The following is a 25,268-nucleotide window of genomic DNA, read 5'->3' as shown; positions in this document are numbered from 1 at the left end:
CGCAGCAGGTGGCGGGTACCGAGTCCTCCGGCGACGGGTCCTGCGGGATCGTGCTGCTGGCCTCCGGCTCCGGCACTCTCGCCCAGAGTGTCCTCGACGCCGCCGCGGCGGGCGACTGCCCGTACCGCGTCATCGCGCTGGTCTCCGACCGCGCCTGCGAGGCCGTCGCCCGCGCCGACCGCGCCGGCATACCCACCGCCGTCCTCCGTCCCGGTGACCATCCGGACCGCGCCGCCTGGGACCTCGCCCTCGCCGAGGCCGTGGCACGGTTCGCGCCCGACTGGGTCGTGTCGGCCGGGTTCATGCGCATCCTCGGCGCCGAGTTCCTGGGTCGCTTCGCCGACCGCGTCGTCAACACCCACCCCGCGCTGCTGCCGTCGTTCCCCGGCGCGCACGCCGTCCGCGACGCGCTCGCGTACGGGGTACGGGTCACCGGCTGCACCGTGCACCTGGTCGACGTCGGGGTCGACACCGGCCCGGTGATCGCCCAGCGCGCCGTCGAGATCCTCCCCGACGACACCGAGCCCACCCTCCACGAACGCATCAAGGTCGTCGAGCGCGAACTGCTCGTCGACGTCCTCGCGGCCGCCGCCCGCGGCCGACTCCACATCGAAGGTCGAAAGGTGCACCTGAAGTGACCGACTCCCGCAGGCCCGTCCGCCGTGCCCTCATCAGCGTCTACGACAAGACCGGGCTGGAAGAACTCGCCCGGGGGCTCGCCGACGCCGGGGTCGAGATCGTCTCCACCGGCTCTACCGCCCAGCGCATCGCGGACGCCGGGATCGCCGTGACGCCCGTCGACGCGCTGACCGGGTTCCCGGAATGCCTCGAGGGTCGGGTCAAGACCCTGCACCCGCGGGTTCACGCCGGCATTCTCGCCGACACTCGCAAGCCCGAGCATCTCGAGCAGATCGAGGGCCTCGGCGTGCGACCGTTCGAGCTCGTCGTCGTCAATCTCTACCCCTTCACCGACACCGTCGCCTCCGGCGCCGACCACGACGCCTGCGTCGAGCAGATCGACATCGGCGGACCCTCCATGGTCCGCGCGGCGGCCAAGAACCATCCCTCGGTCGCGGTCCTGGTGGACCCCGCCGGCTACGGCGACGCGCTGGAGGCCGTCGCCGCGGGTGGGTTCACCCTCGAGCAGCGCCGCCGCCTCGCCGCCGCCGCCTTCCGCCACACCGGCGCGTACGACGTCGCCGTGGCCACCTGGATGACCGAGCAGACCACCGGCGCGGACGAGGGCTACCCGGTCTGGCAGGGCCAGAGCCTCGACCTCGTGGCCGCCCTGCGCTACGGCGAGAACCCGCACCAGAGTGCCGCCCTCTACACCGACGCCGCTGCCGCGCCGGGCCTCGCGCAGGCCAGCCAGCTGCACGGCAAGGAGATGAGCTACAACAACTACGTCGACGGCGACGCCGCGTGGCGCTCCGCCTTCGATCACGCCGAGCCGTGCGTGGCGATCATCAAGCACGCCAACCCGTGTGGCATCGCGATCGGCACCGACATCGCCGCCGCTCACCGCGCCGCTCACGAGTGCGACCCGGTCAGCGCCTTCGGCGGTGTGATCGCCGCGAACCGCGAGGTCAGCGTCGAGATGGCCGAGCAGGTCGCCGAGATCTTCACCGAGGTCATTATCGCCCCGTCCTACGCCGACGGCGCCGTGGAGATCCTTCAGCGCAAGAAGAACATCCGCATCCTCGAAGCGCAGCCGCCCGCCGGTGAGGAGATCGAGCGCAAGCAGATCTCCGGCGGCGTGCTCGTGCAGCAGCGTGACTCCCTCGACGCCGACGGCGACGTGGTGGTCGGCTGGACCAAGGCCTGCGGCGAGGACGCCGACGAGCAGACCCTGCGGGACCTGCTGTTCGCGTGGCGCGGCTGCCGCGCGGTCAAGTCCAACGCGATCCTGCTCGTGCAGTCCGGCGCGACCGTCGGCGTGGGCATGGGCCAGGTCAACCGAGTCGACTCGGCTCGCCTCGCCGTACAGCGCGCGGGGGAGCGGGTCACCGGTTCCGTGGCCGCCTCGGATGCGTTCTTCCCCTTCGCCGACGGGCTCCAGGTGCTCGCCGAGGCCGGCGTCCGCGCGGTGGTCCAACCCGGCGGCTCCGTGCGCGACGCGGAGGTGATCGAGGCCGCCGAGAAGGCCGGGATCACCATGTACTTCACCGGCGCCCGGCACTTCTTCCACTGACATGGCGGGCACCGGTGCGGCGAGCAGCGGGGCGGGCGGCAGCGGGGCAGTCGACGGGGCAGTCGGTGCGGCCCCGCTGACCCCGCGCGCCCAGGCCAAGGCGCGACGGCGGGGCGAGATCCTCGCCGCCGCGGCCCGACTCATGGCCCGCCGCGGATTCCACGCCGTGCGCCTCGATGACATCGGCGCCGAAGTGGGAATCTCCGGCCCCGGCATGTACCGCTACTTCTCCTCCAAAGAGGACGTGCTCGCCGAGATGCTGCTCGACATCTCCCGGCGGCTGCGCGACGGCGGTCGCGCGGCGGTGGAGCGCGGCGGCGACCCGGCGCAGGTCCTCGACGCCCTGCTCGCCGTCCACGTCGACTTCGTGGCCACTGAGCCCGACCTCATCAGCGTCCAGTTCCGAGACCTCGGATCACTCCCGGCCGCGCCCAGACACGAGGTGCGGACCCTGCAGCGTGAGTACGCCGAACTGTGGGTCGACGCCCTCGTGCGCCTGCGGCCCGAGTTGTCCTCCACGCAGGCGCGCGCTCACGTCCATGCGGTGTTCGGGCTGCTCAACTCGAGCCCGCGACTGCCGGCGATGGCCGAGGCCGACCTGCGCGCCGTCCTCACCACGATGGCGTCGGCGGCCCTGCGGTCCTGACCGCGGGGTGGGGCGCGGCGGCGGGTCGGGCGTCAGCCCAGGGCGAGCCGGAGGCGGGCCATCTCCTCGCGGTAGCGCTCGACGTTCGCCAGCTTGACCTCCTCGTAGCCGCGCACCATGTCCGGCAGCTCGGCCAGCGCCACGGCGGTGCCGCGCCAGGTCGCGTCCCGACCCGCGGGGCCGGTCCGCCGAAGGTCGTCCACGAGCTCGTCGACCAGGGCGCGGTACTCGTCCAGCAGCTCCCGCTCGACCCGGCGGACCACGGCGTAGCCGAACACGTCCAGCGGGGTGCCGCGCAGCCGCTTCATCCGGGCCAGCGCCCGCATCGCCGGCATGGCCTTCGGGCCGAACGAGATCTTCTTCTTCATCCCCAGGGCCCGCAGAGCCGGCGGGTGGAGCTGCAGCCTGGCCACCGCCCCCTCGCCCCAGTCCTCGTCCAGCTGGGCGGCGAACTCGGGGTCCAGTGCGAGGCGGGCCACCTCGTATTCGTCCTTGTAGGCCATCAGCTTGAACAGGTTCCGCGCCACCGCCAGGGCGAGCGGCTCGGACGCCGGGCCCGCCGGGGTGCCGTGATGCAGCGTCTCGGCGTGGCGCACCGCTTCCACCCGCCGGACGTAGTCGGCGGCGTACGCCTCATCCTGGTACCCGATGAGCTCGTCGACCCGTAGCGCCACCGTGTCGCGGAGCTCGGCAGAGGCGCCCGCGCCCAGCGCGGCGAGGGCACGCCGGGCCGCGGGCGAGCCGGCGACCGGCGCCGCGGGGACCGCGGCGACGGGCCGGTGCAGGTCGCGGATGAGCGCGTCCAGGGCGTCCGCGTCGGCGACGGCCTGACGCCCGCGACGGAACGCCTGGATGTTGGCCTCCACGGCGACACCATTCAGCTCGATCGCCCGCTCGATCGACTCGGCCGAGATGGGCAGGGCACCGCTCTGGTACGCCGCGCCCACCATGAACATGTTGGCCGTCTGCGTGGAGCCGAAGAGCTTCTCCGTGAGCTCACCCGGGTCCAAGTAGATGCCGCGTGCACAGGCTCGGCTGATCGCGGCCTGGATGTCCGATGTGGCGGGGTAGTGCTCGGAGGTGTCGATCACCATCTTCCCGGTGGGGATCCGCGTGGTCGACACGACCGCCGTCGTGCGCTCGGGGTGGGCGACCTTGAGGTGCTTGTCGTCCGCACCCACGAGCCCGTCGCAGCACAGGTAGAGGTCGCAGTCGCCGGCGCCGATCTTGGGGGGTTGCTCCACGGGCGACCGGGAGACGCGGACGTCCGAGACGACCGCGCCGCCCTTCTGGGCGAGGCCGGTCATGTCGAGTGTCCTGGCAGAGTTGCCGTCGAGTACGGCCGCGGTGGCCAGCACCGCCGATACGGTGACGATCCCGGTCCCGCCGATGCCCGTCAGCCGCAGTGAGAATCCGCGCCCCGCGTCGATGTCGGCCCGCTCGGGTTCGGGAAGGTCCGCCCCGCCCAGGGACGGCGCAGTGGCCACCCGTTCGGTGCGGGCGCCGGGCACGACGGTGACGAACGCAGGGCAGTCGCCCTGCAGGCAGGAGAAGTCGAAGTTGCACGTCGACTGGTCGATCTGGGTCTTACGCCCGAATTCGGTGTCGACCGGGTGGACGGACAGGCAGTTGGACTTCTTGCCGCAATCGCCGCACCCCTCGCAGATGCGCTCGTTGATCACCACGCGCCGCTCCGGCGTGGGGTAGTCGCCGCGCTTGCGGTGGCGGCGCTTCTCCGCGGCGCAGTACTGATCGTGGACCAGCACCGTCACACCGGGCACCGCGGCGAGTTCCTGCTGGACCTCGAGGGTCTCCGTGCGGTCGCGGACCTCCACGCCGCGCGGCAGTCCGCGGGCCCGGGTCGCCTTGACATCGTCGGTGGTGACGACGATCTTCGCGACCTTCTCCGCCTGCAGCAGGCTCACGATCTCGGGCAGGCTCATCTCGCCGACCGGGTCCTGCCCGCCGGTCATGGCGACCGTGCCGTTGTAGAGCAGCTTGTAGGTGATGTTGTCCCCGGAGGCCACCGCCGCCCGCAGGGCCAGCGACCCCGAGTGCATGAATGTGCCGTCACCGACGTTCTGCACCATGTGCCGCTCGTCGAGGAACGGCGCCATCCCCGTCCACTGAATCCCCTCGCCGCCCATCTGGGTGACGCCGGTGACGTGGCCGACCTGCTGCTCGTCCATCATGAGAACCATCGCGTGGCAGCCGATCCCGCCGCCGACGAGCGTCCCGTCGGCGACCTTGGTCGAGCTGTTGTGCGGGCACCCCGAACAGAAATACGGGGTGCGCGACGCCGCGAGCGGCAGCGCTATGCGGGTGCGGGCGCGGCCCGGGCCGTCGAGCCAGGCGCCGGCGGAGGTGATCCCGTGGACGGTGCCGAGCCGCTGCGCGAGTCCGCGGGTCACCGAGTCCACATCGAGCTCGCCGAAGCGGCTGAACAGCGTCGCCCCGTCCTCGTGTGCCTTGCCGACGACGTTCGCCACCCCGGGTTTACGGAATTGGATGTCCCGGATCATGGTCTCGATGAAGTCCCGCTTCTCCTCCACGACGATCACCTCGTCGAGCCCGGACATGAACTCGTCGAGGATCGTGCGCTCGAGCGGGTAGATCATCCCGAGCTTGAGGATCCGGATCCCCCGTCGGCCCAGTTCGTCGTCGCCGATCCCGAGCCTGCGCAGCGACTCCCGCACGTCGAGGTACGTCTTGCCCGCCGCGACAATTCCGATCCGGTCGTCGGCGGTCGACTGCACGATCTGGTTGAGCCGGTTGAGGCGTGCGTACTCCAGAGCGCGGGGAAGGCGGATGGTGAGCTGGTTCTGCTCGAGCTCCATGAGGTTCGAGCCAAGGAGGTGCCCCGAGGGCACGTGCGGACTGGTGCCGAGATCGCCGTAGACCGGCAGGATCCGGTCAGGGTCCACGAGCGCGGTCGACGAGGCGTCCGCCACGTGCGCGGAGATCTTCAGCGCCGACCACAGTCCGGAGACGCGGGAGAGGATCGCCGCATGTACGCCGAAGTCCAACACGTCCTGCGAGTCAGCGGGATACAGGGTGGGCATGTAGAGGTCGGCGAGAGCGAGCTCAGACGCGCACGGCACCGTCGACGACTTGGCCCCCGGGTCGTCGCCCACCATCACCACGGCCCCCCCGTTGGGGTCGGTGCCGATGAGGTTGGCGTGCCGGAGGGCGTCGGTGGCCCGGTCCAGGCCGGGCGCCTTGCCGTACCAGTAACCCACCACGCCCTGCAGCGGGGTGCCGCGGGTGTGGGCGGTCGCGCGCAGGGTGCCGGTGCGGCGCGCCAGTTGCGAGCCCATCACCGCCGTCGCGCCGGCCTCCTCGTTGAGGGCCGGACGGTGCACGATGTCGAACGGGTCGAGGAACTCCGCACGCCGGGCCAGCTCGAGGTCGTAGCCGGCGAGAGGGGAACCCTCGTAGCCGCTCACCAGGCTCGCGGTGAGCAGGTTCTGGCGTCGGTCCAGCCGGGCGCGGTCCCGGACCGTCCGGACGAGCGCCTGGATACCCGTCAGGTAGATGGTGCCGCTCTCGCGGGTGTAGCGGTCAGAGAGGGAGAACGATCCGGCGTCCGCCCGGCCGAACCGGGGGAGGTCGTCATGTGTGCCGTTAGAGGGTCCGAGAAGAGAGGTCATGATCAACACCTGGCCTGTGTGACGTCGTAGGTCTCCCCCTCAGGCTAGGGCCGAATGTGAGTCGCGTCACGCGGCCATCGATCGGGCGCACACTCTGCACAACCGGAAGCACCGGTTCCTAAACCAACTGGGCCAGTTGCCCTCTCGTCGTCGTCTACCGTGGACACATGGAACACGCACCGCAGTTGGACGATACGGACCGACGCCTTCTCCGGGTGGTCATGGCCGACCCCCGGGTCGGCGTCCGCGAGTTCTCCCGACGGCTCGGGGTGGCCCGGGGCACCGCGCAGGCGCGGCTCGACAAGCTGGAGGCCCGCGGGGTCCTCGCCTCCTGGGCGCCCCGGCTCGACCCCGCCGCGCTCGGCTACCCGCTCGGCGCGCTGGTCCACATCCAGCTGGCGCAGGCGGAGCTCGAGTCGACGTGCGCGGGCCTGGCCGAGGTCCGCGAGGTGCTCGAGGTGATGAGCGTGGCGGGGGAGTTCGACCTCGTCTGCCGAGTGGTGGCCCGCGACCACGCGCACCTCGAGGAGGTGTTCAGCGCGATCATCTCGACCGCGGGGGTTCTCCGCACGCGCACCGAGGTGATCCTGCGTCAGCGCGTGGGGCCGCGCGCCACGCAGCTGCTCGGCGACTGAGCCGCGGGGCGAGCGAGCACCCGCCCGCCCGCGCGCGAGCACCCGCCCGCCCGCGCGCGAGCACCCGCCCGCCCGCGCGCCACGCTCAGCTCGCCGGGGTGTCCCGCCGCAGGACCAGGTAGGCCAGGGCGCCGGCGAGCACGGCGACGACCATCAGGTAGGCGCTCGCGCTGAGGGCGGTCTGCGCCGCGAACCACTCGGCGATCCGCGGCCAGCCGATGTTCTGCACGGCCAGCAGCAGCGCGACGGCGAGGCCGGCGATGACCGCGATCACCGCGGTCCAAAATCCGATGAGGGACAGGCGCCGGAACGCCGCGGCCGCGAGGAAGCCCACCAGCATCACGGCGAGGGTGAGCGTCCCGGCCAGCAGGCCCGCACCCGCCAGGCCGTGACTGCCGGTGATGAACGGCAGGTCGAACTGGTAGGCGTGGATGCCGAACCCGTCCGTGGCCCGCTCGATCGCGGTCCCGGCCATGAAGGCGACGCCGAACGCCGCCGACACCACCGCGAACGCCAGGTAGGCGCCGAGGACGAACGTGCGCCGGCTGAAGCTCAACGCCATCGCGAACGGCATGGTCTGGGTGACCGTGTAGGCGGCCATGAATCCGAGCGTCCAGATCGCGGACTGGGCGGCTCCGCTGTACATCGGTTCGCCTGCTGTGCGGCCGTCGGCGATCGCGGCGATCCAGAACGTGATGCCCACGGACACCGCCCACGACAACAGGAAGACCATCACCGGCACCACGACGAAGTTGCTTCGCACGATGAACTGGAGCCGGAACGCGGACAGGATCCGTGAGGAGGTGGCGGACGGCGTGGTGGTGCCGGTGGAGGCGGCGGCCTCGGCGGTGGCGGACATCATGACGAGACCTCCGAGCTGGGTCCGGTGGTGGTGACGGCCGGGACGTCGGGCCCCGGTCCGGTCAGTGACGGTGGTGGCGGTGGTGACGGTGCTTGCGGTGAAGAGGACGACGACGAGGGCGACGACGACGAGGCGCCCGCCGACGTCAGGTGGACGATCAGCTGCTGGAGCGAGACGGGCAGGACCTCGACGCCGTCAGCCCGCGCGCGCTGGTCCTCGAAGGGGCCCTCGGTCTGGCCCGGGGCGCGCAGGACGGTCGCCCGGAGGGTCCGCCCCATCGACTCGGAGTGGAGCACCCGCCGCGATCCCGCCAGCGAGCGCACGGCGTCGGCGGGGCCGACCAGCGTGACCGCCCGCCCGCGCAGCGACTCGACGGGCTCGTCGAGCAGGATCCGGCCCCGGTCGATCACCACCACGTTCTCGAGGAGGTGGGCGAGCTCGTCGATGAGGTGCGTGGACAGGATGAGCGTGCGGGGATGCTCGGTGTAGTCCTGCAGGAGACGGTCGTAGAACAGCTGGCGGGCGACCGCGTCGAGGCCCATGTAGGGCTCGTCGAAGAAGGTCACGTCCGCGCGCGAGGCGATTCCCAGGATCACCGCGACGGCGGAGCGCTGGCCCCGCGACATCTTCTTGATCCGCGTCCGGGCGGGGACGCGGAAGTCCTCGGCGAGGCGCTCGGCGAGGTCGGCGTCCCAGTTGGGATAGGCCATCGCCGCGGCCTTGAACGCGTGCCGGGCAAAGGAGTCCTCGATGTAGCGCTGGTCCTCGCGGACGAAGCAGATGCGGGGGAGCACCTGCTCGTTCTCGTGGGGACGCAGGCCGAACACGCGGACGTCGCCGGTGCTCGGCCAGTCCTGGCCGGAGGCGATCGACATGAGCGAGGTTTTGCCGGCGCCGTTGCGGCCCAGCAGGCCGTGGATGACTCCTGCCTCGAACGAGACGGTCACGTCGTCGAGGGCCGTGGCGTCGCGGTGATGGCGCGAGAGATGGGTGATGTCGATGGCGTTGGTCATTGCGCCCTCTCCTTGGGTGGGCTGGGGTGTGCGGCGGAGCGCGAGAACGTGTCGGGGTGCGGGTATGTGTCGGTGTGCGAGTAGGCGGCGCGGACCATGTCGACGATCTCCTCGACGTCGAGCCCGATGGCGCGGCCCTCGGCGACCATCGCGGCCACCACGTCGTCGGTGAACCGCTGTCGTCGTTCCGCGTGTAGGAGGTCGCGGGCCCCGGGCGTGACGAACATGCCGAGTCCGCGGCGCTTGGTCAGGATGCCGCGGTCGACCAGGAGGTTGATCCCCTTGGCGGCCGTCGCCGGGTTGATGCGGTGGAAGGCGGCGAGTTCGTTCGTGGACGGCGCACGCTCGCCCTCGGTGAGAGAGCCGTCCAGGATCGACGATTCGATCTGTTCGGCGATCTGCACGAAGAGCGGTCTGCCGTCGTCCACCTGGGCGTCCCCTCGGGTTGGTGGGTTAGTTACTCAACTAGTGAACCATTTGACCTGCGCCGACGTCAATGGCCGCTTCGGCTGTCGGTGCGGGCGCGGGGCTGTGGCCGCGGGGCGGGGCCGTCAGTCCCAGATGCGGGCGAAGGGGTGGGCCGCCTCGTACTCGGAGGCCAGTTCGAGGAGGACGCGGTCGTGCCCGCGGCGTGCCGAGAGGTGGACGCCGATCGGCATGCCGTCCGGCGCCCGGCCCGTGGGCAGCGACACGGCGGGGGAGCCGGCGACGTTCTGCAGCGGGGTGAAGGTGACCCAGTCGGAGACCCGCTCGAGGTGGGTCTCGAACGGTTGGTCGGCGTCCAGGTATCCGACCTCCGGGGTCTCGTGCGCCACCACCGGGCTGAGGTAGAGGTCGAGGTCACCGAAGCTCGCGTCGAACCGGCGGCGAACTCTGGCCAGCCGCGCGAGTCGGAGGGGCAGGGTCGGCAGGTTCCGCCTGGCCATCGCGGCCAGTCCGAGGGTGAACGGGTCGAGCCGGTCGTGGGCGAACAGCGGGTCGAACAGGCGCTTCCCGCCCGCGGCGGTGCTCAGTGCGAGTAGTCCCCAGTAGGCGATGAAGTCGTCGCGGAACGACGCGGCGACGGGCGCGGCCGCGGGGATGATCTCGTGGCCGAGTGCGGACAGTCTCTCGGCGGTCTGCCGCAGTACCGCGAGGCCCGCGGCGTCGGTCGGCCCGCCGGCAGGGCTCGTCTCGACCATCCCGATCCGCAGGCGCCGCCGCGGCGCGCGACGGACGTGGCCGATCGGCGGGACGCCGACCGTGCGATACGCGGACTCGAATGCCGTAAGAAAGGCGACGGTGTCCCGCACCGACCGGGTGACGACCGACTGGGAGATGAGCTTGATGGGCATGGAGGCGGAGAACGACTCGTCGGGGTGTCGGCCCCGGCTCGGTTTGAAGCCGACGAGCCCGGTGACCGCGGCCGGGATGCGGATCGATCCGCCGCCGTCGTTGGCGTGGGCGATCGGCAGCGCGCCGGCGGCGACGAGGGCGGAGGATCCGCCCGAGGAGCCGCCGCTGGTCCGGCCGGTGTTCCAGGGGTTCCGGGTGACCAGCCCGCCCTGTCTCTCGGTGGCGGCGGTCCAGCCGAACGGTGGCATCGCGGTGGTCCCGACCGGGTTGAGTCCCGTCGCGCGGAACAGCGGCGCGTAGGGGCCGTCCCGCAGGGCCGGGGTGGCGGGCACGGCGAGCGAGCCCATCCGCATGGGTGAACCGGCCACCCGGACGGCGTCCTTGAACGCGCTCGGGACGCCGGCCAACGGGGCGGACAGCTCGGAGGAATCGTGCCGGGCGGCCCGCGCGCGGGCGCGGTCGAAATCGGTGTGGACGAGAGCGCCGAGCGCGGGGTCCACCGTTGCGCAGCGATCGATCGCCGCCTCGAGGAGTTCGGTGGGCGAGACCTCGCGCCTTCGCACCCTCTCCGCCAGGGCCGTGGCGTCGTCGTAACCGAGCGCGTCGTCGCGAAAGGCGTGCCGTCGCCGTGGGCCGACGGACGGGTCGGCTGCCGGATCGGCCGGGTCTGTGGCGTCGGTCACGCCCCCACTGTAGGGCGGTGCGGGCTGGAATTTCGTGTCCACCTCTTGACAGATCCTGCGCGGCCGTGGATCTTAGGAGGAGCTAACTAAGGCAAGGATCACCTAATGCGGTACTCGCATCAGGATCCGAATCTGGAGGTCTCATCGATGACAGCGCACCCGATCGTGTCGAATCCGGTCACCACGGGCGCGCGTCGTCTTCTCGACGGATCGGGCATCGCCACCGTCGCCGTTCGCGGCACCAAGGATCGCTCGGACGTGATGGTCTCGGCGGGGCATCGCTGGATCGGGGAGGGGACGATCGTCGTCACGGGGACCCCGGCGCCCTGGTCCGGCCTGATGGTCGCGCCCGGCGACTCGGTCGAGGTCGTGGTGATGATCGACGAGTTCGCCCCGATCGTCGAGGCCAAGGTCCACGTGGCGAGCCTCTACGGCTTCGGGGTGGCGCGCGCGGCGCGTCAGGGCGAGGGCTGGATCGTCGAGATCGAGATCGAGCTGGGTGAGGTCAACGTGCGCCGGCTGGGGCATGAGGGCACGGTCGACGCGGCCCATCTGGACGCAGTCCCGTCGGACCCCCTGGCATGCGAGACGCCCGGTCTCGCGGACGAGATCCGGGCGCGCTTCGGCTCTGACCTGGCGATGCTGGCCGGGTCCGGGGACCCAGCTCAGCCGCCGTATGTGTTGGGCGTCGATGCCGACGGTCTGCATCTGCTGACCGCCCTCGGCACCGATGCCGATGTCATCCACCTGCCGTTCGTGACCCGGGCGGAGTGCGTCAACGACGTCGTCCGCGAGATGGGTCAGTACGTGGCCCGCGCCAGCTGAGAGGCGATTCGCCGGCGCGGCACCACGCCGGTCAAGCCGGGGTGTAGGTGAGGCAGTCGGCGGTGTCGGCGCCGGCGCCGATCTTGACCGACTCCGCGGAGCAGAGCAGGTCCTTGTTGTAGGTGCACTCGACGCGCTGGCAGGCGCCCACGTGAGCGCTCGCGGTGGGCAGGCCGCCGCGGACGTCCAGCGAGATGAAGGTGCCGCACTCGGCGTGGTCGGGGGCGCCCGCCACGGTGATCGCGCCCGCGTTGCAGCTCTGATCGCTGTTGAACGAGCACGCGGTGACGGTGCAGGTGCTGATTCCGGTGAGAGTGGCCATGACGATCGCTCCTCGTGTGGCTGTGACTGGGCGGTATGCCTCAGAGTCAACACCGAACGGTGCGGGCTTGCAAGCAAGTTGAGGCTGTGCTAATTCAGGCAAGCCTAAGCTCTCTACCTGCACGTATGTGGCAGATGGCATGTTCTCACGGCATTCCGTGATCGCTCTGTCCGGGTTCGTCTCGGGGCAGGCCCGCCCCTCGCCGTCCGGCCGGAACTCGCCCGTCGTTCGGCCGGAACTCGCCGCCGCGCCGCCGGGGGCTCGCAATGGATGCGGCCGCTCCTGTGCCTGGCGTCTCGCCCCGTTTCGCGGCGTCTCGCCCGCGCTCCCGCCGCGCCGCTCTTGGCATCCGCTCCTGTGCCTGGCGCCTCGCTCCTCTCCATGGCGTCTCGCTCCTGACGTCCGCTCCCTTGCATGGCGCCTTGCCCCTGCGGATGCACGGCTGAGCCATCGCCGCCCCTCGGCATGGCGTCCGGCCTGCGCATCGGGGCGCGCGAGACGCCATGGCCGCGTGCGGCTGTACCCGGGCCGGCCGCGGGTCTGTCTGTGCAGGCGGCGCGCGGCTGTGGCCGGGCTGGCCGCGCGCGGCTGCGACTCGGCCGGTCGCGGGGGCTGTCCGGGCCGGTGCCGCGCGGCTGCCCTCGAGTCGCGCCAAGTTGTCCCGGGCCAACCGCCGGCAGCTCTGGACTTTTGTGAGCCGCGGCACTATCGTCGTTTTCAGTTAATCCGACTTAACTGAAAGGGAGCGGCGCTGATGACTTCCGCGACCACCAATCGCCAGGCCCACGAGGAACTGCTCGCCGACCTCCGCGAGCGCCTCGAGCGGGCCGCGCAGGGCGGCGGGGAGAAGGCCCGCGCGCGCCATCTCGAGCGGGGCAAACTCCTCGCCCGGCAGCGCGTGGACGTCCTGCTCGACCCGGGCAGCCCGTTCCTCGAGCTCTCGCCCCTGGCCGCCGAGGAGATGTACGGCGGCAAGGCGCCCGCTGCGGGTGTCGTCGCCGGGATCGGGCGGGTCTCCGGCCGTGAGTGCCTGATCATCGCCAACGACGCGACGGTCTCCGGCGGCACCTACTACCCGATGACCGTCAAGAAGCACCTGCGCGGCCAGGAGGTGGCGCTGGCCAACAACCTGCCGTGCATCTACCTCGTGGACTCGGGCGGGGCCATGCTGCTGCAGCAGGACGAGGTCTTCCCGGACCGCGACCACTTCGGCCGGATCTTCTACAACCAGGCCACGATGTCCGCCAAGGGCATCCCGCAGATCGCCGCGGTCATGGGCTCGTGCACCGCGGGTGGCGCCTACGTGCCGGCGATGAGCGACGAGGCCGTCATCGTCCGCAACCAGGGCACCATCTTCCTCGCGGGGCCGCCGCTGGTGAAGGCCGCGACGGGCGAGGAGGTCACCGCCGAGGAGCTCGGCGGCGGCGACCTGCACGCCAAGACCTCGGGTGTCGTGGACCACCTGGCCGACGACGACTACGACGCACTGATGAAGGTCCGCGAGATCGTCGCCACGTGCCCGCCGGCCCCCGAGCCGGACTGGGAGGTGCTCGAGCCCCGCGAGCCCGCGCGCCCCCAGAGCGACCTCTACGACCTCGTCCCCGTCGACTCCCGCAAGCCGTACGACGTCCGCGACATCATCGGCACCATCGTCGACGGCGGCGAGTACACGGAGTTCAAGGAGAACTACGGCACGTCGATGGTCACCGCGTTCGCCCACATCCACGGGCACCCGGTGGGGATCATCGGCAACAACGGCGTCATCTTCTCCGAGTCCGCGCTCAAGGGCGCGCACTTCATCGAACTGTGCGACCGCCGCAAGATCCCTCTTGTCTTCCTGCAGAACATCACGGGCTTCATGGTGGGCCGGCAGTACGAGGCCGGGGGCATCGCCAAGAACGGCGCCAAGATGGTCACCGCGGTCGCGTGTGCCCGGGTGCCCAAGTTCACCGTCGTCGTCGGCGGGTCGTTCGGCGCCGGCAACTACTCGATGTGCGGCCGCGCCTACTCGCCGCGCTTCCTGTGGATGTGGCCCAACGCGCGCATCGCCGTGATGGGCGGCCCGCAGGCGGCGAACACCCTTGCCTCGGTGCGCGCCGCGCAGGTGACCAAGGCGGGAGGGGAGTGGACGGACGAGCAGCAGGCCGAGTTCACGGCCCCGATCCGTGAGCAGTTCGACGAGCAGTCGACGGCGTACTACTCGACGGCCCGCCTGTGGGACGACGGGATCATCGACCCCGCCGACACCCGTACCGTCCTCGGCCTGGCCCTCGCGGCCGCGGCCAACGCCCCCCTCGAGCCGGTCAACAACGGCGTCTTCAGGATGTGAGCAGCGCCATGTCAGAGAAACTGTCACAGAAACTCCACACCGTCCTGGTGGCCAACCGGGGTGAGATCGCGTGCCGCGTGATCCGCTCGCTGCGGGCGGCCGGGATCCGTTCGGTCGCCGTCTACTCCGATGCCGACGCCGACGCGCTGCACGTGCGCATGGCCGACGCCGCGGTCCGCCTGGGACCGGCGCAGGCCACACAGTCCTACCTCGACATCGACAAGGTCATCGACGCCTGCCGCCGTACCGGCGCGCAGGCTGTGCACCCGGGCTACGGCTTCCTGTCGGAGAACGCGCGGTTCGCGCGCGCGCTCGACGAGGCGGGCCTGATCTTCATCGGGCCGCCGGCGTCGGCGATCGAGACCATGGGAGACAAGATCACCGCCAAGGCGGCGGTGTCGGAGCGTGACGTGCCCACCGTGCCGGGGGTCTCCAGGCCCGGCCTGACCGACGACGAGCTCATCGCGGGCGCGGAGGCGGTCGGGTACCCGGTCCTCGTCAAGCCCTCTGCGGGTGGAGGCGGCAAGGGGATGCGCCGCGTCTCCGATCCCGCCGAGCTGCCGGCCGCGCTCGAGTCCGCCCGGCGGGAGTCCGCGGGCGCGTTCGGCGACGACACCCTGTTCCTCGAGCGGTTCGTCGACACCCCGCGCCACATCGAGGTGCAGGTCCTGGCGGACACCCACGGCAACGTCATCCATCTGGGTGAGCGCGAGTGCTCGCTGCAGCGGCGCCACCAGAAGGTCATCGAGGAGGCGCCCAGCGCGTTGCTCGACGAGGCGACCCGCGAGCGGATCGGTCAGGCGGCGTGTGACGCGGCGCGGTCGGTGGGTTACGTGGGCGCGGGCACGGTCGAGTTCATCGTCTCGGCCCACGCCCCGGACGAGTTCTTCTTCATGGAGATGAACACCCGCCTCCAGGTCGAGCACCCGGTCACCGAGATGGTCACCGGCGTGGACCTCGTCGATTGGCAGGTGCGCATCGCCGCGGGCGAGGAGCTGACGCTGCGCCAGTCCGACATCACCCTTACGGGACACGCGATCGAGGCGCGCGTGTACGCCGAGGACCCGGCGAGGGGCTTCCTGCCCACCGGCGGCACGGTGCTCGGCCTCGAGGAGCCGTCCGGGGACGGGATCCGCGTGGACTCCGGGCTGCGGGTCGGCACGGTCGTCGGCAGTGACTACGACCCCATGCTCGGGAAGGTCATCGCCCACGGCGCCGACCGGGCCGAGGCGCTGGCCCGGCTCGACGCGGCGCTGGCCGGGACCCACGTGCTGGGCCTGCGGACGAATGTCGATTTCTGCCGCTTCCTGCTCTCCCGCCCCGAGGTGATCGCGGGGGACCTCGACACGGGTCTGCTCGATCGGTCGGTCGACGACTACGTCGCGACCCCGGCGCCCGAGGGAGCGCTGGTCGCCGTGGCGATGCACCGGACCGAGGAGCGGTGGGCCCGGGTGCCCGCGCGGCGCCGCGGTCCGTGGGACGTGCCCAACGGCTGGCGGATCGGCGGCCGGGCGGAGGTGTGGACGCGGCTCAATTCCGGGGCCGGCTCCGAGGCCGTCACCGTGGGACTGAAGGGAACGCCCGACGACGCCGAGGTGACCATCACCGACGCCACCATCGGTTCCACCGAGGAGCCGAGGGTCGCGGCCCGCCATCACGCCCGGGTCGCGCGCGACGGCGCCGCCCTGAGGCTGACGGTCGACGGCACGCAGCAGCGATGGACCGTCGTGCGCTCGCGCGACCCGAAGGCGTCGGACACGTTCTGGGTGGCCGGCGACGGTGGCACCTGGGATCTGCGGCTGCTGCCGCTCATCGACTCGCGCATCCACGACGCCGGGGCGGCGGACGGCCAGATCCTCAGCCCCATGCCCGGTTCCGTGATCGCCTGCTTCGTCTCCGACGGCGACGAGGTCACGGCCGGGCAGAACATCCTGGCCGTCGAGGCCATGAAGATGGAGCACTCGCTCACCGCGCCGATCGACGGCGTGGTCCGGGTGCATGTCACCACCGGCGAGCAGGTGCCCGCCGACCACCTGCTCGCGACCGTCGAGCCCCACCCCTCCACTGATGAATCCGAAGGAGCAGGCGATGCCTGAGTTGGAAGAGCACTACGCGGACCTCAAGTCGACGGTCGCCGACTTCGCCGACAAGGTGGTCGCCCCGGCCTCCGCCAAGCACGACCGCAATCACACCTTCCCGTACGAGGTCGTGGCCCAGATGGGCGAGATGGGCCTGTTCGGTCTGCCCTTCCCCGAGGAGTTCGGCGGGATGGGCGGCGACTACTTCGCGTTGGCGCTGGCCTTGGAGGAACTGGGCCGCGTGGACCAGTCCACGGCCATGACCCTCGAGGCCGGCGTGGGACTGGGCGCCATGCCCATCTACCACTTCGGCACCGACGAGCAGCGCGAGAAGTGGCTGCCCGACCTGGCCGCCGGCCGGAAGCTGGCCGGGTTCGGCCTCACCGAGCCCGGCGCGGGATCGGACGCCGGCGCCACCAAGACCACCGCCAAGCGGGACGGCGACGAGTGGGTGATCAACGGCAACAAGCAGTTCATCACCAACTCGGGGACCGACATCACGTCGCTGGTCACCGTCACGGCCGTGACCGGCACGCGGGACAACGGCAAGAAGGCCATCTCGACGATCATCGTCCCGGCCGGCACCCCCGGCTTCACCGCCGAGCCGGCCTACGACAAGGTCGGCTGGAACTCCTCGGACACCCACCCGCTGACGTTCGCCGACGCCCGCGTGCCGGTGGAGAACCTGCTCGGTGAGGAGGGCCGCGGGTACGCGAACTTCCTGTCGATCCTCGACGAGGGCCGCATCGCGATCGCCGCCGTGGCGACCGGTGCCGCGCAGGGCTGCGTCGACGAGTCGGTGAAGTACGCGCGTGAGCGCGAGTCGATGGGCCGCAAGATCGGCAAGTTCCAGGCCATCTCGTTCAAGATCGCCCGTATGGAGGCCCGCGCCCACACGGCCCGCTGCGCCTACCACGACGCCGCGCGCCTCATGCTGGCCGGCAAGCCTTTCAAGAAGGAGGCCGCCATCGCCAAGATGGTCGCCTCGGAGGCGGCCATGGACAACGCACGCGACGCCACGCAGATCCACGGCGGCTACGGCTTCATGAACGAATACCCGGTGGCGCGGCACTACCGCGACTCGAAGATCCTCGAGATCGGCGAGGGCACCACGGAGGTGCAGCTCATGCTGATCGCCCGGGGGCTCGGGCTATGAGCGCGCAGCGACCGGAACGCAAGGAGATCGTCCAGCGCGGCCTGTGGTTCGAGGAGTACGAGGTGGGCACCGCCTACCTGCACCGCCCGGGCCGCACGATGACCGAGGCGGACAACGTCCTGTTCACCACGCTGACGATGAACACGCAGGCGCTCCACCTGGACGCGGCGTGGGCGGCCGAGCAGCCCGGCTTCGGCGGGGAGCGGCTCATGAACTCCATGCACACGCTGTCCACGCTCGTCGGCCTGTCGGTCGCGCAGCTCACGCAGGGGACGATCGTGGCGAACCTCGGTTTCTCCGAGGTGAGCTTTCCCAAGCCGGTGCTACACGGTGACACGCTCTACGCGGAGACCGTCTGCACGGACAAGCGCGAGTCGAAGTCGCGGCCGGGCGAGGGCATCGTCACGCTCGAGCACATCGGCCGCAACCAGCACGGCGACATCGTGGCGCGCGCGGTCCGCAAGACCCTCGTGCGCAAGCGGCCGGCGGGGGAGGGGACGGCATGACCCCCGCCCCGACCTGGGTCCCGCCCGGGCCCGCGCTGCTGTTCTGCCCGGCCGATCGGCCTGAGCGCTACGGCAAGGCCGCCGACCGGGCGGACGTGGTGATCCTCGACCTCGAGGACGCCGTCGCGCCGGCCGACCGCCCGGCCGCCCGGGACGCCCTGCGCGCCTCGGCACTGGACCCTGAGCGCACGATCGTGCGCGTCAACCCGGTGGGCACCGAGGACCACGCGGCGGACCTCGAGGCCGTCGCGGAGACCGGGTACCGCTGCATCATGCTCGCCAAGAGCGAGTCGGCCGCCCAGGTGACCGACGTCCACACGGCGACCGGGGCGGCGGTCCTCGCGCTCGTGGAGACGCCGCTCGGGGTGGTCCGAGCCGAGGAGATCGCCTCCGCGCCCGGGTGCACCGGGATGATGTGGGGCGCCGAGGATCTGCTCGCCGCGATGGGCGGCTCGACCAGCCGCTTCTCGACCGCCGAGGCGGGCGGCCCCCGCGCGGCGGGCGAGTACCGCGACGTGCCGCGTCACGCCCGCGCGCGGGTCGCGCTCGCCGCGGCCGCGTTCGGTCGGTGGGCGGTGGACTCCGTCCACCTCGACATCGGCGACGAGGCCGGTCAGCGCGCCGAGGCCCTCGACGCCGTCGCGCTGGGGTTCGTGGGTACCGCCTGCATCCATCCGTCCCAGGTGGCGGTGGTGCGACAGGCCTACGCGCCCGACGACGACGAGGTGGCCTGGGCCCGGAAGGTACTCGCCGCCGCGGAGCACAATCAGGGCGTGTTCCAGCTGGACGGTCGCATGGTCGACGGTCCCGTCTTCCGCCAGGCCGAGGCGACGATGCGTCGCGCCGCGGCCGCCAGTTGAAACCGCCGCCACCTGATACCGCCGCCACCTGACACCGCAGTTCCCTTTTCGTGGGCCGCCCGGCCCCGCCCTCAAGGAGTAGCGAGATGACCACCACCGATCTCGATGCCACCCCCCTCGACCCCGCGCTGTCGCACACGCGCGGGGAGACCGACGTCCCCCTCCTCACCCAGACGATCCCCGAGAACCTCGCGGCGACCGTCGAGGAGTTCGGCGACCGCGACGCGCTCGTCGACGTGCATGCCGGCCGGCGCTGGACCTACAGCGAGTTCCTCGCCGACGTGCGCCGGCTCGCCTCGGGCCTGCACCGTCTCGGGATCCGCGCCGGGGACCGGGTGGGGATCTGGTCGCCCAACCGGTGGGAGTGGGTGATGGTCCAGTACGCCACCGCCGAGATCGGCGCGGTGCTGGTCAACATCAACCCGTCCTACCGCGTCCACGAGCTCGAGTTCGTCCTCAAGCAGGCCGCGATCAAGGCGGTCATCGCGGCCCCGCAGTTCAAGGACTCGGACTACACCGGGATGCTCGCGCAGGTGCAGCCGAACTGCCCGGACCTCGAGCTGGTGGTGCTCTTCGGCGACGAGGAGTGGGAGTCGATGGTCTCCGGTCCCACCGACGCCGACGTCCTCGCGGAGATCCGGGCGGGGCTCACGAACCACGACCCGATCAACATCCAGTACACGTCCGGCACCACGGGGTTCCCCAAGGGGGCGACGCTCTCGCACTCGAACATCCTCAACAACGGGTACTTCGTCGGTGAGCTCATCAGCTACTCGGAGGTCGACCGGGTGTGCATCCCGGTGCCCTTCTACCACTGCTTCGGCATGGTGATGGGCAACCTCGCGTGCACCACCCACGGATCGTGCATGGTCATCCCGGCGCCCGCGTTCGACCCGGTCGCCTCGCTGAAGGCGGTGGAGCAGGAGAAGTGCACGAGCCTGTACGGCGTGCCGACGATGTTCATCGCCGAGCTCGCGCTCGAGGACTTCGACTCCTACGACCTGTCGACGCTCCGCACCGGCATCATGGCCGGCTCGCCGTGCCCGGAGGCCACCATGCGTCAGGTGATCGACCGGATGAACATGGACGAGGTGTCGATCTGCTACGGCATGACCGAGACCTCGCCGGTGTCCACACAGACCCGCGCCGACGACTCCCTCGACCGGCGCGTGTCCACCGTGGGCCGGGTCGGCCCGCACCTGGAGATCAAGATCATCGACCCCTCGACCGGGGAGACCCTGCCGCGCGGGGAGGCCGGCGAGTTCTGCACCCGGGGCTACAGCGTCATGCTGGGGTACTGGGAACAGCCCGACAAGACGGCCGAGGCCATCGACGAGGCGGGGTGGATGCACACCGGCGACATCGGCGAGATGGACGCCGACGGGTACGTGAAGATCACCGGCCGCATCAAGGACATGGTGATCCGGGGCGGCGAGAACATCTACCCGCGTGAGGTGGAGGAGTTCCTCTACACCCACCCGGACATCCTCGACGCCCAGGTGATCGGTGTGCCCGACCCCAAGTACGGCGAGGAACTCATGGCGTGGGTCCGGCTCAAGCCCGGACGCGACGATCTCACCGCCGACGAGGTCCGCGAGTTCGCCACCGGCAAGCTCGCCCGGCACAAGATCCCCAAGTACGTCCACGTCGTAGACGAGTTCCCCATGACCGTGACCGGCAAGGTCCGCAAGGTCGACATGCGCAAGACCGCCGTCGAGATCCTCGGCATCGCCTGACCGACCGCCCGTCCAATCCAAGGAGTGCGTGAATGTCCAACAAACTCATGACCGCGGCGGAGGCCGTCGCGGACATCCCCGACGGGGCGTCGATCGCCGCCGGCGGGTTCGGCCTGTGCGGGATCCCGCAGATCGTCATCGAGGCGCTCGCCGCGCGTGACGTGGGGGACTTCGAAGTGTTCTCCAACAACGCCGGTGTCGACGGCAAGGGTCTGGGGATCCTGTTGGAGTCCGGCAAGCTGCGGCGGATCGTCTCCTCCTACGTGGGGGAGAACAAGGAGTTCGCCCGGCAGTACCTGGCCGGTGAGCTCGAGGTGGAGCTCACCCCGCAGGGGACGTTGGCCGAGCGGATGCGGGCCGGCGGCTCGGGGATCGGGGCGTTCTTCACCCGCACGGGCGTGGGGACGTTCGTCGCCGACGGCGGCATGCCGTGGAAGTACGACTCCGACGGCGGCGTGGCGGTGGCGTCCCCGCCCAAGGAGACCCGCGAGATCCGCGGCGAGACGTACGTGCTCGAGCAGGCGATCGAGGCGGACTACTCGCTGGTGCGGGCCGCGGTGGCCGATCGCAGCGGCAACCTGCGGTTCAACCTCACCGCCCGCAACTTCTCGCCGCTGGCCGCGATGGCCGGGCGCGTGTGCATCGTCGAGGCAGAGGAGGTCGTCGAGGTCGGCGAGCTCGCGCCCGACGACATCCACCTGCCCGGGATCTTCGTGCACCGGCTGGTCGAGCTGACCCCGGAGCAGGTCGCGCAGACCAAGTGGATCGAGAAGATGACCACCAACCCGCCCTCGGAAGGACAGCCCTGATGAGCACCGCCGCCACGCCGGAGTCCACCCCCGCCCGGCTGGGCCGGGACCGCAAGGCCATGGCCGCCCGCGCGGCCCTGGAGCTGGAGGACGGCCAGTACGTCAACCTCGGGATCGGCCTGCCGACCCTGGTGCCGAACTACGTGCCCGAGGGGGTGACGGTGACCCTGCAGTCCGAGAACGGGCTGCTGGGTATCGGGCCGTACCCGCACCCCGACCATGTCGACCCGGATCTCATCAACGCCGGCAAGGAGACCGTCACGACCCTGCCCGGGTCGGCGATCTTCGACTCCGCGACGAGCTTCGGCATGATCCGCTCCGGCAAGATCGACGTCGCGATCCTCGGGGCGATGGAGGTCAACCCGGCCGGTGACATCGCCAACTGGATGGTGCCCGGGGCGATGGTCAAGGGCATGGGCGGCGCCATGGACCTCGTGGTGGGCGCGCGCCGCATCGTCGTGGTCATGGACCAGGTCGCCAAGAACGGCTCGTCGAAGATCGTCTCCGAGATCACCCTCCCGCTCACTGGCCTGGGCTGCGTGGACCGGATCATCACTGAACTCGGCGTCTTCGACCGCGACGCCGACGGGCTCACGCTCATCGAACTGGTCGACGGCGTGACCCTCGAGCAGATCACCGCCGCCACCGACGCCCCGTTCAGGGTGGCCGACCACCTGAAGTGACGACGCCACCGCACCGCCGACCGCACACCGGGCCCCCGCCCGGACGTGCCCCACGCGGCCACAGCGCCCCCGGACTGTGGACCACACCGGTCCGCGGCCGGGTGGCGCTGTCGGCGTTGGCGTGGGTGCTCGGCTACGTGGCGGTCCTCGTCGTCGTCGTCATCCTGGGACTCCTGGCCGTGCGCGCCACGGGCGCCGGCCGACCCGAGCCCGCGAGCCTCGCCCTCGTCGTCCTGGCCGGCACCGCGGTGGCCGCGCTCGGCGCGGTGCGGGTCCATCTCCTCCGACGCCGGGGGCTCGCCTGGGCGGACGTGGGGCTGCGGCGGCCGGACCGCTCGCCGTGGCATCTGGCGTGGCAGATCCCGGCGGTGACGGCCGCCGGCGTCGCCGCGTCGATGCTCGTGCTCCTCCCGCTCGGCGCCGGGCCGGACGAGGCGGACGACCCGGGCGGACACGCGATCGCCGCCGACTTCATCGCCGGCGGGCCAGTCCTCGCGGTGCTCGGACTGCTCACCGTGGCCGTGCTCGTCCCCGTCGCGGAGGAGGTCGTCTTCCGCGGCGTCGTGCTGCCCGCCGTGCGCGCGAGGCTTCGGGCCGGCGCCGGCATCACGCTCGCCGGGGCGGTCTTCGCGGTGGTGCATCTGATGCCGCCCGCGCTGCCGTACCTGTTCGTCCTGGGGGTCTCCCTGTGCGCGATGGCGGAGTGGTACCGCTCGATCGTGCCAGGGATGGTACTGCACGGCGTGAACAACGCGACCGTGTTCGCCGGGGTGCTGGCAGCGGCCGGCGCCGCCTGACCGCGACTGGCCGCGGCGGGCGCCTTCAGGCGAGGAGAGCGGAGACGAGCAGCAGGATGGGCAGGGCGCCGAGGGTCGTCAACACCGCGGAGTCGCGGGCCAGCAGCGTCCCATGTCCGTAGCGGGTGGCCACCACCAGCACATTCTGCGCGGTGGGGAGCGCGGCGGCGACGACGACGGTGAGGAGTTCGTGGTCCCGCATGCCCAGCACCCACACACCGATCGCGTACGCCAGCACCGGGTGGGCGATGAGCTTGAGCCCGCTCGCGAGGAAGATCTCCCGCCGCGGGGAGGCGCCGGCCTCGAGGACCTTGACGCCGTAGAGCGACATCCCGAACACCAGCAGGGCGCCGGGCACGGAGATCTGGCCGACGAGGTGCACCGGCTCCAGAAGGGAATCGGACGGCGTCCAGGGCAGCGCGGCCACGACGACGCCGGCGAGCGCGGCGAGGACGATGGGCGACCTCACCGACTGGAGAAGCGCGCCGAGTGCACCGCCCCCGCTTTCCGCGCCCTCCGCGCGGGCGGCCCGCTCCAGCACCGCGATGGCGATCGGCTGCAGCACCACCACCTGGAAGAGCAGCAGCGGCATGACGAAACCCAGGTCGCCGAGGACGTACAGGGCGATCGGGATGCCGAGGTTGGCCGAGTTGACGTACCCGGCGGACAGCGCACCCACCACCAGATCGGAGGCCGGGCGTCTGAGCCAGAGCCGGGCGATCACCATGTAGAGGGCGGCGATGATGATCGCCGAGACCGCGGACACCACGAACACGCCGGTGAAGACCTGGTCGAGGGTGGTGCGGGAGAGGGAGTCGAACAACAGTGCCGGCGTCGCGACGAAGAAGACGAGCCGGTTGAGCACCAGGCGCGCGTCCGTGCCGAGGACCAGGGTCCGGGCGAGCAACCAACCCAGCGCGACGAGCGCGACGATGACGGCGAAGCCGTTGAGGACGCCGGCCACTGGCGGACTCCTAGATCGGGGGAGGGGCGGTAACGCCGATCGGGGTCGTGCGCTCCTTCTCGAAAAGGAGACACGACCCCGATCGGGTTGCTGTTGCCTGAGTCGGCGGCTAGGCGCCGCGGGCGGGACGGGCGGTTCGGTTCGACCGCGCCGAGCTGTGACTCAGCGGCTGGTGAACGGCAGCAGGGCCATCTCGCGGGCGTTCTTGACCGCGACGGCGACCTGACGCTGCTGCTGCGGCGTGAGGCCGGTGACGCGGCGCGAACGGATCTTGCCGCGGTCGGAGATGAACGTGCGGAGGGTGTTGACGTCCTTGTAGTCGACCGTCTCGATACCCGCGACCTTCAACGGGTTCTTCTTGGGTCGACGGCCCTCCTGGGCACGGATCTTCTTGGACGGGGTGCTACGTGCTTTAGCCATGGTTACCTACTCACCAGCTCGACTTAGTGACACCGGGGAGCTCGCCCCGGTGGGCCATCTCGCGCATACGGACGCGGGAGAGGCCGAACTTGCGGATGTAGCCGCGCGGGCGGCCGTCGGCGACGTCGCGGTTGCGCACCCGCACGGGCGAGGCGTCACGCGGCATCTTGTTGAGAGCGGTCTGGGCCTCGAGACGGGCCTCGTCCGTGGTCTCCGGGTTCTTGATGATTGCCTTGAGCTCGGCGCGGCGCTCGGCGAACCGGGCGACCTTGGCCTTGCGCTGCTCGTTGCGCGCGATCTTGGACTTCTTGGCCACGGGTCAGCGCTCCTCTCGGAATTCGACGTGCTTACGGACGACCGGGTCGAACTTCTTGAGGACGATGCGGTCCGGGTTGTTACGACGGTTCTTGCGGGTCACGTAGGTGTACCCGGTGCCGGCCGTGGACTTCAGCTTGATGATGGGGCGGATGTCGTTACGGGCCATCTCAGATCTTCTCCCCACGGGCACGGATGCGGGCCACGACGGCCTCGATGCCATCGCGGTCGATGGTCTTGATGCCCTTGGTGGAGACGGTCAGCGTGACGCGACGACCCTCCGAGGGCAGGAAGTAGCTACGACGCTGGATGTTCGGGTTCCAGCGACGGTTGGTCCTGCGGTGTGAGTGCGAGACGGACTTGCCGAAACCCGGCTTCCGTCCCGTTACCTGGCAATGCGCCGACATGGCGTGGTTCTCCTTCCGCCCCGTCCATCGGTGGCGCGCGGCGGGG

The 25,268-nt window shown here is 71.0% G+C and carries 25 protein-coding genes; 14 read left to right on the top strand and 11 right to left on the bottom strand.

What is annotated here, in order from left to right:
* Positions 1–8 precede the first annotated feature (8 nt).
* The 3 genes from purN to C3V38_RS01230 are packed head-to-tail and all read left to right on the top strand — an operon-like array spanning position 9 to position 2,837.
* Positions 9–638, top strand: coding sequence for a phosphoribosylglycinamide formyltransferase (gene purN / locus C3V38_RS01240; RefSeq protein ID WP_106384937.1), 630 nt, complete (start codon positions 9–11; stop codon positions 636–638).
* The gene (gene purH, locus C3V38_RS01235) at positions 635–2,191 is read left to right on the top strand and encodes a bifunctional phosphoribosylaminoimidazolecarboxamide formyltransferase/IMP cyclohydrolase (RefSeq protein ID WP_106384936.1); all 1,557 of its coding nucleotides are present in this window, start codon (positions 635–637) and stop codon (positions 2,189–2,191) included. The genes purN and purH overlap by 4 nt, the downstream gene beginning before the upstream one ends.
* Before the next feature lies 1 nt (position 2,192).
* On the top strand, positions 2,193–2,837 hold the full coding sequence (locus C3V38_RS01230) for a TetR/AcrR family transcriptional regulator (protein ID WP_254426042.1): 645 nt from the start codon (positions 2,193–2,195) through the stop codon (positions 2,835–2,837).
* 32 nt (positions 2,838–2,869) lie between these two features.
* On the opposite strand, the gene C3V38_RS01225 is transcribed toward C3V38_RS01230, so the two are convergent.
* A complete protein-coding gene (locus C3V38_RS01225) occupies positions 2,870–6,487 on the bottom strand; it encodes an indolepyruvate ferredoxin oxidoreductase family protein (protein ID WP_106386317.1) in 3,618 nt (1,205 codons plus the stop codon).
* A 167-nt stretch (positions 6,488–6,654) separates the two neighbouring features.
* Here C3V38_RS01225 and C3V38_RS01220 point away from each other — a divergent pair, with 167 nt between their 5' ends.
* A complete protein-coding gene (locus C3V38_RS01220; protein ID WP_106384935.1) occupies positions 6,655–7,122 on the top strand; it encodes an Lrp/AsnC family transcriptional regulator in 468 nt (155 codons plus the stop codon).
* Between the two features lie 85 nt (positions 7,123–7,207).
* Here the strand turns inward: C3V38_RS01220 and C3V38_RS01215 are convergent, their stop codons facing one another.
* The 4 genes from C3V38_RS01215 to C3V38_RS01200 all read right to left on the bottom strand — a co-directional run bounded on the left by C3V38_RS01215 (position 7,208) and on the right by C3V38_RS01200 (position 11,015).
* The gene (locus C3V38_RS01215) at positions 7,208–7,984 is read right to left on the bottom strand and encodes a hypothetical protein (protein ID WP_129591150.1); all 777 of its coding nucleotides are present in this window, start codon (positions 7,982–7,984) and stop codon (positions 7,208–7,210) included.
* A complete protein-coding gene (locus C3V38_RS01210) occupies positions 7,981–8,997 on the bottom strand; it encodes an ATP-binding cassette domain-containing protein (protein ID WP_106384933.1) in 1,017 nt (338 codons plus the stop codon). Before C3V38_RS01210 ends, C3V38_RS01215 begins: the two co-directional genes overlap by 4 nt.
* Complete coding sequence (locus C3V38_RS01205) at positions 8,994–9,425, bottom strand: GntR family transcriptional regulator (protein ID WP_106384932.1); 432 nt, start codon at positions 9,423–9,425, stop codon at positions 8,994–8,996. The genes C3V38_RS01210 and C3V38_RS01205 overlap by 4 nt, the downstream gene beginning before the upstream one ends.
* Positions 9,426–9,548: 123 nt before the next feature.
* On the bottom strand, positions 9,549–11,015 hold the full coding sequence (locus tag C3V38_RS01200) for an amidase (RefSeq protein WP_106384931.1): 1,467 nt from the start codon (positions 11,013–11,015) through the stop codon (positions 9,549–9,551).
* 147 nt (positions 11,016–11,162) lie between these two features.
* On the opposite strand from C3V38_RS01200, the gene C3V38_RS01195 reads away from it, so the two are divergent.
* The gene (locus tag C3V38_RS01195; RefSeq protein ID WP_106386316.1) at positions 11,163–11,840 is read left to right on the top strand and encodes a hypothetical protein; all 678 of its coding nucleotides are present in this window, start codon (positions 11,163–11,165) and stop codon (positions 11,838–11,840) included.
* Positions 11,841–11,871: 31 nt separating this feature from the next.
* Here the strand turns inward: C3V38_RS01195 and C3V38_RS01190 are convergent, their stop codons facing one another.
* Entirely contained in the window at positions 11,872–12,162 is a 291-nt protein-coding gene (locus C3V38_RS01190; protein WP_007629396.1) for a DUF1540 domain-containing protein, read from the bottom strand.
* Between the two features lie 754 nt (positions 12,163–12,916).
* Here C3V38_RS01190 and C3V38_RS01185 point away from each other — a divergent pair.
* The 9 genes from C3V38_RS01185 to C3V38_RS01145 all read left to right on the top strand — a co-directional run bounded on the left by C3V38_RS01185 (position 12,917) and on the right by C3V38_RS01145 (position 23,116).
* Entirely contained in the window at positions 12,917–14,491 is a 1,575-nt protein-coding gene (locus C3V38_RS01185; RefSeq protein WP_106384930.1) for a carboxyl transferase domain-containing protein, read from the top strand.
* A gap of 8 nt (positions 14,492–14,499) precedes the next feature.
* Positions 14,500–16,587, top strand: a complete 2,088-nt coding sequence (locus C3V38_RS01180) for an acetyl/propionyl/methylcrotonyl-CoA carboxylase subunit alpha (protein ID WP_106384929.1) — start codon at positions 14,500–14,502, stop codon at positions 16,585–16,587.
* The gene (locus C3V38_RS01175; protein WP_106384928.1) at positions 16,580–17,725 is read left to right on the top strand and encodes an acyl-CoA dehydrogenase family protein; all 1,146 of its coding nucleotides are present in this window, start codon (positions 16,580–16,582) and stop codon (positions 17,723–17,725) included. Before C3V38_RS01180 ends, C3V38_RS01175 begins: the two co-directional genes overlap by 8 nt.
* Complete coding sequence (locus tag C3V38_RS01170; protein WP_106384927.1) at positions 17,722–18,231, top strand: MaoC family dehydratase; 510 nt, start codon at positions 17,722–17,724, stop codon at positions 18,229–18,231. The genes C3V38_RS01175 and C3V38_RS01170 overlap by 4 nt, the downstream gene beginning before the upstream one ends.
* On the top strand, positions 18,228–19,091 hold the full coding sequence (locus C3V38_RS01165; protein WP_106384926.1) for a CoA ester lyase: 864 nt from the start codon (positions 18,228–18,230) through the stop codon (positions 19,089–19,091). Before C3V38_RS01170 ends, C3V38_RS01165 begins: the two co-directional genes overlap by 4 nt.
* 86 nt (positions 19,092–19,177) lie before the next feature.
* On the top strand, positions 19,178–20,827 hold the full coding sequence (locus C3V38_RS01160) for an AMP-binding protein (RefSeq protein ID WP_106384925.1): 1,650 nt from the start codon (positions 19,178–19,180) through the stop codon (positions 20,825–20,827).
* Positions 20,828–20,859: 32 nt separating this feature from the next.
* Positions 20,860–21,636, top strand: coding sequence for a CoA transferase subunit A (locus C3V38_RS01155; protein ID WP_106384924.1), 777 nt, complete (start codon positions 20,860–20,862; stop codon positions 21,634–21,636).
* Positions 21,636–22,319, top strand: coding sequence for a 3-oxoacid CoA-transferase subunit B (locus tag C3V38_RS01150; protein ID WP_007632798.1), 684 nt, complete (start codon positions 21,636–21,638; stop codon positions 22,317–22,319). The genes C3V38_RS01155 and C3V38_RS01150 overlap by 1 nt, the downstream gene beginning before the upstream one ends.
* Positions 22,320–22,420: 101 nt before the next feature.
* A complete protein-coding gene (locus C3V38_RS01145) occupies positions 22,421–23,116 on the top strand; it encodes a CPBP family intramembrane glutamic endopeptidase (RefSeq protein ID WP_232302967.1) in 696 nt (231 codons plus the stop codon).
* Positions 23,117–23,141: 25 nt separating this feature from the next.
* Here C3V38_RS01145 and C3V38_RS01140 read toward each other — a convergent pair whose 3' ends face one another.
* From C3V38_RS01140 to rpmB, 5 genes are all read right to left on the bottom strand, one after another.
* Positions 23,142–24,080, bottom strand: coding sequence for an AEC family transporter (locus C3V38_RS01140; RefSeq protein ID WP_061229041.1), 939 nt, complete (start codon positions 24,078–24,080; stop codon positions 23,142–23,144).
* Between the two features lie 162 nt (positions 24,081–24,242).
* Complete coding sequence (gene rpsR / locus C3V38_RS01135) at positions 24,243–24,500, bottom strand: 30S ribosomal protein S18 (RefSeq protein WP_007632792.1); 258 nt, start codon at positions 24,498–24,500, stop codon at positions 24,243–24,245.
* A 10-nt stretch (positions 24,501–24,510) separates the two neighbouring features.
* On the bottom strand, positions 24,511–24,816 hold the full coding sequence (gene rpsN / locus C3V38_RS01130; protein ID WP_007632790.1) for a 30S ribosomal protein S14: 306 nt from the start codon (positions 24,814–24,816) through the stop codon (positions 24,511–24,513).
* A gap of 3 nt (positions 24,817–24,819) precedes the next feature.
* A complete protein-coding gene (gene rpmG / locus C3V38_RS01125) occupies positions 24,820–24,984 on the bottom strand; it encodes a 50S ribosomal protein L33 (protein WP_007632789.1) in 165 nt (54 codons plus the stop codon).
* 1 nt (position 24,985) lies between these two features.
* Positions 24,986–25,222 (bottom strand): 50S ribosomal protein L28, encoded by a 237-nt coding sequence (rpmB, locus tag C3V38_RS01120; protein ID WP_007632788.1) that lies wholly within the window; start codon positions 25,220–25,222, stop codon positions 24,986–24,988.
* Positions 25,223–25,268: the final 46 nt, after the last annotated feature.

It is taken from the genome of Dietzia sp. oral taxon 368 (assembly GCF_002999155.1).
In the GTDB taxonomy this organism is placed as follows: domain Bacteria; phylum Actinomycetota; class Actinomycetes; order Mycobacteriales; family Mycobacteriaceae; genus Dietzia; species Dietzia cinnamea.
This window is presented reverse-complemented; position numbering and strand designations above follow the sequence as displayed.